Below are 12,070 nucleotides of genomic sequence, written 5' to 3'. Positions count from 1 at the left end.
GGAAGCAACTAGCTCATCAGCTTCGGCAATCCCGCCGCCAGCGCGTCGACGGCCAGCCGTACTTTCAGCGGCAGATGCGGTGTCTGCAGCCAGAGCGCGTGGCAATCGTAGAGATAATCGGGCTGCTCAGCCAGCACCCGCACCAGACGGCCTGCCTCGATACGCTCGCGCACCAGCCAGTAGGGCAGCCAGGCCAGCCCCATGCCTTCGCTCGCCGCATCGGCGATGGCATCGAGATCGTCGAGCCGCAGCCTGCCTGTCGGGACGATTTCGGTGACGGAGCTATCATCGCGCGGGAATAGCCATGGCTGCAGCACATGGCCGAGCCGGCGATAGACGATCGTCTGGTGGCCGGCGATATCTTCCAGGCCGGCCGGCTGGCCGAACCTGTCGAGGTAGGACGGTGATGCGCAGACGACCATGCGCTGGCGTGCGACGCGGCGCGCGATGATGCCGGCCCTGTCGTCGAGCGTTCCCGTGCGGATCGCAAGGTCAAAACCGTCCTCGACGAGATCGGCGAAACGGTCGCTGAGCGACAGGTCCAGCTCCAGCGTTGGGTGGCGTCGCGCCAGCTCGAGCAGGATAGGCGTGACGCAATGGCGGCCGAAATGCGCCGGCATCGTCACGCGTAACCTGCCGCGCGGCTCTGACAGCTGGTCGGCGGCCAGCGCGTCGGCTGCTTCCGCTTCGGCCAGCACGATCCTGCAGCGCTCGTAATAGGCGCGCCCGAAATCGGTCAGGCTTTGCCGGCGCGTGGTGCGGTTGAGGAGGCGCATGCCCAGCCGCTCCTCGAGGAAGCGGACATGCTTGCCGACCATCGGCCCCGACAGGTCGAGTGCTGCCGCGGCGGCTGCGAACGAGCCGAGATCGACCGCTTTGACGAACACTGCCATGCTTTCGAGGCGATCCATATTCAAAACCCATAGTTTCTACTGTTCTGTCATTCGAGCGATTTATCCCTTCCCAATGCCTCTTCATAGTCAATTCCATCAACGGGATTTGGAGTTGCATGAATGGCAAAGGTTGTTCGCTTTCACAGTCACGGCGGTCCGGACGTGCTGCGCGTCGAGGATGTCGAGGTGCTTCCGCCTGGTCCCGGCGAGGTGCGGATCAGCGTCAAGGCGCTGGGTCTGAACCGCGCCGAAGCCTCGATGCGCAAGGGCACTTACATCGAGACGCCGTCGTTGCCGTCGGGCCTCGGCCTCGAAGCGGCCGGCGTCGTCGAGGCGGTCGGCGACGGCGTGGACGGCTTTGCGCCGGGCGATGCGGTCAGCATCATCCCGCCGCGCTTGATGGCGCGCTGGCCGGCCTATGGCGAGCTCGTCACCTTTCCGGCCGAGCTCGTCGTCAAGCATCCGCCCTCGGTTGGCTTCGAAGCCGCCGCCGCGACGTGGATGCAATATCTCACCGCCTATGGCGCGCTGGTCGACATCGCCGGTCTCGGTCGCGACGAGCCGGTCGTCATCACCGCCGCGTCGAGCAGTGTCGGGCTCGCCGCCATCCAGATCGCCAACAGGATTGGCGCCGTGCCGATTGCCGTCACCCGGACATCGGCCAAGACGAAGGCGCTGCTCGATGCCGGCGCCGCCTATGTCGTGGCCACCGAGGAGGAGAACCTCGAAGCGCGGCTGAAGGCGATCGCGCCGCAGGGCGTGCGCGTTGTCCTCGACGCCATCGGCGGACCGATCTTCACACCGCTGACGGCGGCAATGGCGCGTGGCGGCGTCCTCATCGAATATGGCGGCCTCAGCCCGGAGCCGACGCCATTCCCGCTGTTCGATGTGCTGGCCAAGACGCTGACGCTGCGCGGCTATCTCGTCCACGAAATCACCGGTGACCCGGCCCGGCTTGAAGCCGCCAAGGCCTTCATCCTCGACGGCCTCGCCTCGGGCGCGCTGAAGCCGATCATCGCCAGGACGTTTCCGTTCGAGGAGATCGTCGAGGCGCACCGCTTTCTGGAATCGGGCGAGCAGTTCGGCAAGATCGTCGTGACTGTTTGAGCCGGACTTCAAGTGATCAGCGCGCGGGACATAGGCGCATGATGCAGTTGAGAGCCGCTATCCGCGCGTTTCGATGATACCGTAAGGCGCGAGTCTACGCCGGTGGCCCAGACGGCGGCAGCCCGGGCAGGCGCGTCACCGCTGACACTTCGATATCCGCGCCCTCCAGTTGAAAATGCGGACGCAAATGAATTCGCGCTTCGAGATAGCTGGAGTTGCTGTCGCCGTCGAAAACCTCGATTTTCGCGCCCGCGAGCGGACGCCTGGCCTTCTGTACCTGCGTGGAATTCTGCGGATCGCCATCGACATACCGGTTCAGCCATTCCTGCATCCAGATTTCAACGTCACTTTTCTCCTTGAACGAACCGACTTTGTCGCGGGCAATGCATTTCACATAATGGACGAAACGGCTCGCTGCGAAGATATAACGCAGCCGAGCTGATAGCCTGTCCGACGCGGTTGCCTTGGATTGATCGTAGAGCTTGGGGCGATAAAGCGACAGCGCCGTCGCGAAATATCCGCCTTGGCCCCTCTTATGGGTCACGGGTGTCAAGCCCAGGCCGGCAAGCTTGGCCGAGGCCCCTTCACCTAGCGCCAGTTCCGTACACGACCTGAGTTCGATAGCGCCCCGGTCGGGCGCCATAGACCAGACGGGCACGTTGATGACGCCGCCGCCCGATGCCGGCCCTTCGATCTGGACGCTCCAGCCAAATTTCTTGTAGGCGCGGTTGACGTTCACGGCCATCGCGTAGGCTGCGTTCATCCAGCATAAGCCCTCCGGATCCGATGGGTCCACCGTCTCGTCGAAATCGAAGTCGGCAACCCGAACGCTGTGTGATCCGTAAGGAAGGCGCGCAAGAACACGCGGCATGCAGAGGCCGAGATAGCGCGAATTCTCCTCGTCGCGCATTGCCTTCCATGGCGTGTGGTCCGCAGAGTCGAAGTGTTCTTCGATGTCGCGTGCGTCGGCAAGCTGAGACCATGTCTCCATGCCGCCAAGCCGAGGATCGGCGGCGGCGAGGATCGGACAACTCGCAGCAGCTCCGATTCTGCCGAGGGCACGCAGGATCGCTACGTCGTCCGACCATCCCCTGTCAGCCCGGTCCGAGGGCATGCCGCCGCCAGAACTATGACTGAATGCAAAATCGGCGACGATCAGTCCAAACGGCTCCCCGCCCAGTTGGCCGAATTCGCTCTCGTAGATGTTCTTGAACAGGACGCACTGGTCCCATTCCGGATTGGCCAGATCCTCGGCGACCTCACGCTTGGTGGCGTCGAAAACCCTGATCTTCGTGAACGCATCCGTTTCGGTGTTGTTGACGAGATAGGCAAGGCCGCGCCAGGCCCGTTCGAGCTGTTGGAATTCCGGCGCCTTCAGGATCTTGTCGACCAGAACCGAAAGCTGCCGATCGAGCTCTCCGATGAGCGGCTGTATCGATGCGACGGGGTTGCCGGTCGTTTCAGCCGGCATCCTTGCAACCAACAGGCGCAGCGCGCTGACGAGCTTTGGAGCGTCGTCGCCGAAATCATCGCGGGCCCTGCTCGACCCTTCGATTATCGAAAGGGCCGCGCTGTCGTCCGTGGCGATCGCCGTCCTCGTTGCCTCGTCCCATGTGAAAAGGCCCATTCGCGGCTGCTTCGCGTCCAAGACAGATGCAAGAAGCGCCAGATTGCTTCGAGATTCCAGGATCTCGGCCAAGGCCGGCACGTTCCGGGCGATCATGCCCGGTTCAAAATCGGTCATTCGCGAAAATGACAGAGCAATTGCCAGACGCCCGTCCTCGCTGCCATCGACACTATCCGCGATAATAAACTGCAGTGCCGGCGCTAGTCGCGCCATGACCGCGTCGAGATTGTCGAGGTTGACTGGCACGAACTTGCGGTCCGCGAGTGGCGGTCTGTTCGGCGTGACATTGCCGGATAGATCCGCAATCACACCAGTGACAAAAGGCAGCTCTATCTGCGTGGGCTGGTTATAGGTCAAAACTTCGTAGGTGATCTGCACCCGCGGCGGCCGAAGGAGTTGCTTGGCCCTTTGAAGGGCGTTGCTCAGCCGGTAGCGCTCACCGCCGCTCACCGAGATCTCGCATTCGTCGGCGTTCATTTCGGCAAACTGCGTGCGCGCCGGATCGGGCACGAAGCTATGCGTGTAGTGGTGATCGCCCTCGTCCCAGAGAAGCTCGACGGTGCAGTCCTTGATGGCGGGGATGTCGATGACATGAGCCTCGGCCATCGCCGGCGGCCCGAATTCGACGCCGCCCTCGACCAGCCTGACGCCGATCTTGATGCCGGCCCGGCCGGACGGTCGCAGCCAGCTCGAATTGTCCCAGCCATCGGCCGCGCTGCGTTGCATCGCTTCCGGAAGCCGGGCGCCGCGATAGGCTGCTCCGAGCGCCAGCATCCGGGCTTCCTCGATGTCGAACAGCGCCGACGGCAGCCGCACCATCGCCCTGGCGGCCCAGTTGACGATTTCGGAGCGTGAATCGTCGGCGATGCCGGCGACCAGACGGCGCAGGATTTCCGTGGCGCGCCAGCGGATATCGGGAGCTTCGATGCCGCGCAGCGAAAGATAGGCGAGTTCCTCTTCGGCAAGCAAAGCCGGCGAACCGTGCCGATGCGCCTCGCTTGTCACGTCCCATGCGCGTTCCAGCAGAAGGAATTCGTTCTGCAGGGCATGCCGCAGCCTTGGTAGAACTTCCTTCTTCAGGACGATTCCCGTGGCTGCCCGCATCTCGACGAGGCTGGAAAACCACAGATCCGCTTCGGCCCCTGGATCGACGTCGCCCGCCAACCGCAGGCGCAGGCTGCGAAGCAGTTGCGGTTCAACGCGCGAGGCGAGGGAGGACAGCGCAGCCAGCCGGTAGGCGCCCGGCTGCGCAGCGGCGAAAGCCTCAAGGTCGACTGCGAGCGTACCAGCCTGGCTCATCGTCACCGCCCGCGTGAGGGATGGCGCACGGCACGCACGCTGAGCGACCGATCCCAGCCAAGCACGCGCAAAGTGGCCGGCGACCACGTCGGCAACCGCCGTTGCGGATAGGGAACGAGCACGGTCACGGCCGAACCGCGGCGCCTCAGCGTATCGCCGAACATGCGCCATTCGGCCGGACGCGATCGCGGAAGTCCGCCCAAGGCGCCGCCGATGCCGAGATCTGTCGCCACAAGTACAGGCCGGCCTTGCGGAGGCGGATCGTAGCGGACGGTCAGGCCGGTCTCCGCATCCAACACCCCGCGCAGAGGACAGGCGCGAAAGTAGCGTATCTCCGCGCCGGCTCCGACGATCGACATGACGTCGATGACAAGGGCATTGGTGTCCTGCGAAAACGGCTCCATCGAGGGGCCGATATCGATAAGCAGCTGAACGCCGCTTCGCAGCGTCTCGGCCGGCAGTCTCGGCAGTCTGGCAAGCGGCTTCTGCTGAGCCGCGTGCCGTGTGATGTCGCGGATATCGAGCGGGCCTACCCGCATCCGCCGTGACGATATCATCTGGAGGATCGCCCGCGAGCGTCGCGGATCGAGGAGAGGCTCGATCTTCTGTCGATAGGCCGGGCGGAAAATCTCAGGTGCGTGGAAGGCGACCGTCTCGTAGAGCCATTGGGGCGGCTCCGAACTGCCTCCCTCCATCGCGAACAAAGACGGGACCGGCTTGCGGGAGGCGGATTGGGAGGTCTGGTCATGTTCCCGCCGCCGCAACGGTGTCGCTTGACCCGCGGCCATTGTGGCTGACGACCCGCTCACTGACGACCGCGCACTGCGAGATGCCGTCGCAGCTGTCTCCAGATCGCGATCGACATAGCCCAGGCAGCGCAAGATCGCATCGAGCATGAGGGGGGAGGAGGGCTGCAGGCGCTGGACGACCGCAAGCACATCGGCGAACGAACTGACCGCTGGCCCGGGCTGCAGGCCTGGAGATATCTCCGCTGTGTCGTCGCGCGCTTGCGTGGGCATGTTGTTATCTGGTGTCGGCGCTCATGCGCCCGCGCTTGCGTCCCGTCGCCTCTGAAACGGCCCGGAAGGTTTCGTCGGAAGGATTGACCCCAAGCCTTACGCATGCGCGGATCGTGTCCAGATACTCCGCCGTACTGACGAACCCGTTGCCGTCTTTCGACTGCGAGACCATGCTTTGGGCGATTGCCTTGAGAAAATCGTGGTCGCTTTCCGGAAAATGCGACTGGGCTATCACGACCAGCTGGTCGACGCCCGGCGGGTCGATCTCCAGTTCCACGCAGCGGCGCAGGAAGGCCTGGGGCAGGTCGCGTTCCTCGTTGGTCGTGACCATGACGAACGGGGCGTTGCGCGCGCTGACGCGTTGGCCCAGATCCTCGAGATCGAAGGAGAGCGTACCGAACGGCTCCAGCAGGCTGTTGGGGACATCGGGCTCCGCCTTGTCGTTCTCGTCGATCAGCACCACCGCGCCTGTCGCGTTGGCGAGATAACCTGTCGGAGTCATGCCGGCGCGCCCCGTTCTTTTCAGCAGATTGATCGCCATCTTCGGGTCGAAACCCCAGAACAGCGCACCGGGCGTGGTGTAGGCCGCATGGTCCTGAACCGGATCGCCGACCTGCGCGTCGCGCAGGCGTTTCAGATGATCCGTTCGCCAGAGGAAGTCGCGCGCTTCGGTCCGCGACGTCACCACCATCTCGAAATAGGACCATCCAAGGTGGCGCGCGACGCTGCGCGCCAGCGAGGATTTGCCCGTGCCGCTGGGACCACGGACCAGAAGCGGTCTGCCCGCCGCGAGAGCGACATTGATTGCCAGGACGATCTTGTCGGAGAACACATAGCTGCTCGGGTCGGACCTGTCGCCGACGCCTTCGCCGACGTGCATCCGCGCGAGCGGCTGGGAGGCGGGATCGAAAATCTTTTTGTAGGTCGGGCTCATGCCTGTCACCGTGCCGGTATCTGATAGGCGGATCTGTAGGTATCGAAAGTGGCGAGCGCGTTGTCTTCCACGTCCGCTGCAAGTGGCGGACTGAGCAGCCGCAGCTTGTCGGCCGGATAGAGATCCATGTCCGGTTCGTTCTCTCCCGTGAGGAAGAAGAAATTCGCCTCCCTGTAGCGGTCCTGCAGCATCGGAATGAGCTGGGTCGCGCTAGGGGGGAGGCGCATGACGAAGAAAAGCCGGATACCCGTTTTCTGCATGTGCTGAAGCTGCCTCTTGCGGCGGGCCGACATGTCCGGCTGAAATGGGTCAGGCGCCAACGGCATTTGCGCGGCCAGCGCATGGTCGATCTCGTCGAGCACTTCAACGGACGTTTCGTTTCCCGACACGCCGGTCACGGCGATGAACGGCCATCGCGCCGCCGGCGGGCGATAGCTCGCTCGCTGGAGATACATTTCTGCCGCGAACAGCGACGAGGCATTGAGCGCGATCGCGCGTGCCGGCCTTCCCGCCATTCGCTCGGCACTCTCCTTGGCGATCCACTGCGCCGCCTCCAGGTCGACCCAGTTCGCGCCGACAATCGACAACACGTCCCCGAGATCCGCGCGCGCCGACGCCTGCGATCGGGCGAAGAGATGGTCAAGCATCGGCCGCAGGTCTTCCAGGTCCGATGAGAGCATTCGGAACGCCAGGTTGCGGCGCGGATCGGCGATCGAGCCAATTCCAGTTGGCTCGTTTTTGGCCAGTTGCGCGGCCTGCTCGATATGCTCGGGCTCGAGACCGCGCAAAAGCGGCACGATGACGTCGACCAGCTCGTCGAACGGCGTCGCGCCCCTCGTGCCGATCCCGTCGAGACTGCCAAGAATGGCCTCGACGGGATTCTTCACGGCGTCCAGATTGACGACCTGCATTTCACGGATCTGAAGGTCGCGGAAGCGATTGCTCGCTTCGACGGCTTCCAGCGTGACGCCCGGGCACAGCACCGGGATAATCGTGAGTTTCGGGTCGAGCGCACGCCGCCACATGAGCAATGACGTCTCGCGCGGCACCCAGATGCTGTCGTCGCTGAGGGCCTTCGGCGAGATGAGCACCACCGCGGCATGGCAGATGCTGAGCCAAGTATAGATCTCTTTGCGCCAGAGCGAACCGGGCTTCAACCGTTCAATATCGATCAGCACCTCCATGTGGCGCGCCCGCAGCGAACTGCAGAGGTCTCCCAGAAATCGATCGGACACTTCGTCCTGGTTGATATGGCTGACAAAGATGCGGCTCATCGGTGACGAGGCACTCCCCTCCAAGCACAAGCGTCGGTCGCCGGGCTTTTACTAGAAAAGCTAACACCTTGCTGCAAGTCGAGTCCAACTATCTCGGCAGCGATGCGAAAGAGATCACTCTTCGACGAACTTTTTTCGCCATCTATGCTGTCGGCCATTGTCGTCTCTGACAGCCGATGAAGCTCTCTTGAAAGCTTTACGTTCAAAGCTAGCCATTCGGTTGTAGCAGCCACGCGACAAGACAAGAGCGATCTTGCGAGGATCGCCTCCCGCCGCTCGTCTTTGTCAGGACAGCGGCCTTGAGCAATTTCAGGAAAATTGCGCTGCGGTCAGGCTCGGCGACTTCGCCGTAGCCTTCCGTCCGGAATTGCGTAAAATCAAACAGTTAGATGAGTTCAGCGATTTTATGAAACGCTGAACTGCTCCAAGTCGCCGACGATGTCCGCTTTAGGCATCGAGCATAGCTAGGGACGACATGAAGCGCGAGGCGGTCATTCGCCAAGCGGCAGATGAAGTCACCTTTGGCCAAATTCAGTCGACAATTCATGCCGGGCGCTCGCCGGATGTCGGCGCTGCCGCCTACCCACGCTTTTCGATCACCGCGTAGAGCACGTTGCGGTTCTCGCCGTAAAACACCTGCGCGTCGACGGTGTTGCGGTCGACGCTGGCGTTGATGATGTTCCACATGTTGGCCTCCGAGCGCAGCAGCAGCACCCAGTCCATGAAGGTTTCGCGGTAACCGGCATCGGGCGTGCCGTCGGCATAGTTCGCAAACAGGAACCTGCCGTTCGGCTTCAGCATCTGCAGGCAGGTCTTGGTGAGCTTCACGGCGACGTTGTGCTGGAGGTAGTCGTAAAGGCCCGAGGCATAGATCAGATCGAACTTGCCGAGCTTGTGGCTCCTGGTCAGCACCGTCCGCACCGAACCATCGACGGCCTCGATCGCGGTGCCCTGGAAGTCGCGCGCGATCAGCCCGACGCTCTGCGGATCCTGGTCGAGCGCAACCCAGCGCTTGAGCCTGCGCTCGGCGAGCGCGGTCGAACGATTGGCCTCGCGCAAATGGCCGGCCGCGATCGCCAGCACCTCGGCGTCCGGTCCGTTCATTGCCGCGGTCTCGTCGACATAGCGGGTCAACAGGTCGCGCCGTTCCCGCGCCGCGACGCAGGACGGTACATTTTGCGTATGGCTGTAGAGCGCTTTGCCGATCTCCGAGGCGTTTGCCACGTCGTCGGCCACGTGCGGGTCGCAGTAGATGTAGTCGAGCAGCTGCGCGTCGCCGGAATAGCCCCTGGGCTTGGTGAAGGACCAGTGCGTGAGCGGGTCCTGGAGGAAATATTGCAGGATCGCGTGGTTCTGCGCCACCGGTATCAGGGCCTGCCAGACGTCTGGATGGACCCTGGAGCGCAACGCATTGAGCACTGACAGCAGCCGGCGGACAATCTCGGCAGGGTTCTTCTGCTGCTCGATCTGCTGCTGTGTCGTCAACAGGATCAGCGCCAGCTCCGCGCGAGCGGTTTCGAACGCTTCGCCATGGTGCTCGGGTTTTCCTCGATGCAGGCCGGCGGCAATCGTCTTGGCAGTAATCAGGCTCTTGCCATCAAAAACGGTCTGCACCGGATACTCCGTGGTTAACAGTCCATTAATTTATTGCGTAGAATGTCGGATTTGCCAACGGTGATCGGTAGCATTTTGCCAATATGATTAATTTCCCGCTAACCATCTCGCTTCATTGGATATTTTGCGGGTCGGAATCCGGGTTCGAGTTAACGCAAACTTGTCTCCCGCCGTGGCATTTTATTGCTCGGCAAATCGTTGTTTCCCTAGGAGCGGGCCCGCGTGGGGGCAGAAGCGAGAAAAGAGTTCGAAGCGCAAAAACCCCTTGAACAGGGTTTCATTGCCAACGAACGCGTCGCATCGAGATTGGCCGATATGGCGCATGTCGAGCCCTACGAGCCGCGCCCCGGCCCGGGGCCGAACGAACTGCGCGTCCTTTACCGTGAGGAATCGCAGGCCAAGCGCCGCAAGGAAGCCAGGCCCGGTCTTTGGATGGCCGTTGCCATCTATGTGCTGTTCTCGGCGACGGATCTGCTGCTGATACCGGATGTGGCGCTCTACACGATCACGGCGCGCTTTGCCGTCGGCCTCACGGCGCTGCTGACGCTTGAGGGGCAGCTTCGCCGCGGCGTTGCCACGCAATGGCTGGATATGACCTGCGCCGCCGCCATCATCTTTGGCTATATCGGCTGGCTGTGGCCGACATCCTTGGGCGCGGAACGGGAAGCAGTCGCCTATTATATGGTGTTCGGCACGATCTTCATGATGAGTGCCAACCTCTTCTTCACGTTCAGTTTCAAAACGTCGATCATCACGTCGACCATAATCCTGTGCATATTGTACGTGGTGAATTATTTTGTACCCGCCTCGTTCACATACAAGCTGGTGTTCGGCACGTTCTACGTCTCGTGCTTTACCTTCACCTCTTATGTGAACTGGAAGCTGAACGAGGAGCGCTACAACGTCTTCCTCAATGCGCTGGAAGCCAAGATCCAGCACAACGAGGCCACCGAACGCGGCAAGGCGCTGTTGCGGCTGTCGCGCACCGATCCGCTGACGGGCCTGGAGAACCGGCGCGCGATCGACGAGAAACTCAGGGACTGCTGGAGTGACTGGCAGAAGCTCGGCGTTCGTTTCGCGGCGATCCTCATCGACGTCGATTTCTTCAAGAAGTTCAACGACTGCTACGGCCATCAGGAAGGCGATCGCTGCCTGATCCATGTCGCCAACGCGCTGAGCGATCTCGTCCGGCAACACAATGCCTCGATCGGGCGCTATGGCGGCGAGGAATTCATCGTGCTGGCGCGTATGAACGACAAGGATCAGGTCTCGGACCTCGCGCAAGCCATTTGCCGCACGGTGGAGGACCTGGCGCTGACGCATGAGCTGCGGCGGGACGGCACCTCCATCGTGACGGTGAGCGTCGGCGCCGCGTTCACCCGGACGCAAGCCGGCGGCAAGCTGGAGAAGATCATCCACGAGGCCGACCGCGCGCTTTACCTGGCGAAGGCCGGCGGCCGCAATTGCGCGCGATTGTTCGATCCGACCGATCCGCAATCGAGCGATGAGAGCGAGAACATCGCGGCCCTGCTGAAGATCGCCGTCGAACGGGATCTCGTTTCGCTGGTCTATCAGCCGATCCAGGATGTCGCGTCCGGCCGGTTCGACGCCGTCGAGGCGCTGATGCGCCTGAAAATGCTCGACGGCATACTGGTTCCGCCAAGCCTGTTCATTCCCGTCGCCGAACGCACCGGCGCCATCCTCGAGCTCGGGCGCTGGGCAATCAGGACGGTGTGCACCGATCTGTTGGCGCACGACCATATCCGTCTCGTCAGCGTCAACGTATCGCCGATCCAGCTCAAGACGCCCGGCTTCGCGACGTCCGTCGCCGGCATCCTCGGCGAGACCGGCGTCGCCGGCAGCCGGCTGGCCTTCGAGATCACCGAGGGGCGCGAGCTGGAGATGGACTCCGACATCCTGCGCTGTATCAGCGACCTGAAGCTCCTCGGCATCAGGATCTGGCTCGACGATTTCGGCACCGGCTTCGCCGGCCTGTCGTGGTTGCGCCTGATCGATTTCGACACGGTCAAGATCGATCGTTCGTTCCTGCACGACTGCGGCACGCCCAAGGGCATGGCGATGCTCCAGGACATCATCGCGCTGGTCCGCAACCGCGGCCACAAGATCCTGGTCGAGGGCGTGGAAACCGACGAGCAGATGGCGCTGATGCGCGAATTCGGCATCGACAAGGTGCAAGGCTACCATGTCGGCCGCCCGCTGCCGGCGGCAAGTTTCCAGACCAAGCGGCCGGTGCAGAAGCGGCCGTTCACGGTGCTGAAGTCGGCCTGAGGGCGGCGTTGGCC

At 62.7% G+C, this 12,070-nt stretch carries 8 protein-coding genes; 2 read left to right on the top strand and 6 right to left on the bottom strand.

What is annotated here, in order from left to right; translation table 11 throughout:
• Positions 1-8: 8 nt before the first annotated feature.
• Entirely contained in the window at positions 9-911 is a 903-nt protein-coding gene (locus tag KVT37_RS25130; protein ID WP_217577707.1) for a LysR family transcriptional regulator, read from the bottom strand.
• A gap of 102 nt (positions 912-1,013) precedes the next feature.
• Here KVT37_RS25130 and KVT37_RS25125 point away from each other — a divergent pair, with 102 nt between their 5' ends.
• Positions 1,014-2,000, top strand: coding sequence for a zinc-dependent alcohol dehydrogenase family protein (locus KVT37_RS25125; RefSeq protein WP_217577706.1), 987 nt, complete (start codon positions 1,014-1,016; stop codon positions 1,998-2,000).
• Positions 2,001-2,094: 94 nt separating this feature from the next.
• Here the strand turns inward: KVT37_RS25125 and tssC are convergent, their stop codons facing one another.
• The 5 genes from tssC to KVT37_RS25100 form a co-directional block, all read right to left on the bottom strand.
• Positions 2,095-4,926: a type VI secretion system contractile sheath large subunit gene (gene tssC / locus KVT37_RS25120; RefSeq protein WP_217577705.1), complete on the bottom strand. Its 2,832-nt coding sequence runs from the start codon at positions 4,924-4,926 to the stop codon at positions 2,095-2,097.
• Positions 4,927-4,928: 2 nt separating this feature from the next.
• Positions 4,929-5,945 (bottom strand): hypothetical protein, encoded by a 1,017-nt coding sequence (locus KVT37_RS25115; RefSeq protein WP_217577704.1) that lies wholly within the window; start codon positions 5,943-5,945, stop codon positions 4,929-4,931.
• Positions 5,946-5,949: 4 nt separating this feature from the next.
• A complete protein-coding gene (locus tag KVT37_RS25110) occupies positions 5,950-6,879 on the bottom strand; it encodes a MoxR family ATPase (RefSeq protein WP_217577703.1) in 930 nt (309 codons plus the stop codon).
• 5 nt (positions 6,880-6,884) lie between these two features.
• Positions 6,885-8,153 carry a toll/interleukin-1 receptor domain-containing protein gene (locus KVT37_RS25105; protein WP_217577702.1) on the bottom strand — a complete coding sequence of 423 codons (1,269 nt, stop codon included), beginning with the start codon at positions 8,151-8,153 and terminating at the stop codon, positions 6,885-6,887.
• 579 nt (positions 8,154-8,732) lie between these two features.
• On the bottom strand, positions 8,733-9,767 hold the full coding sequence (locus KVT37_RS25100; protein WP_217577701.1) for a class I SAM-dependent methyltransferase: 1,035 nt from the start codon (positions 9,765-9,767) through the stop codon (positions 8,733-8,735).
• Between the two features lie 315 nt (positions 9,768-10,082).
• On the opposite strand from KVT37_RS25100, the gene KVT37_RS25095 reads away from it, so the two are divergent.
• Complete coding sequence (locus tag KVT37_RS25095) at positions 10,083-12,056, top strand: bifunctional diguanylate cyclase/phosphodiesterase (RefSeq protein WP_217577771.1); 1,974 nt, start codon at positions 10,083-10,085, stop codon at positions 12,054-12,056.
• The last annotated feature ends 14 nt before the right edge of the window (positions 12,057-12,070 follow it).

Source organism: Mesorhizobium sp. GbtcB19, from assembly GCF_019091085.1.
In the GTDB taxonomy this organism is placed as follows: Bacteria; Pseudomonadota; Alphaproteobacteria; order Rhizobiales; family Rhizobiaceae; genus Mesorhizobium.
Note: the sequence above shows the minus strand (reverse complement) of the source record. Positions and strands in the feature narration are given on the sequence as shown.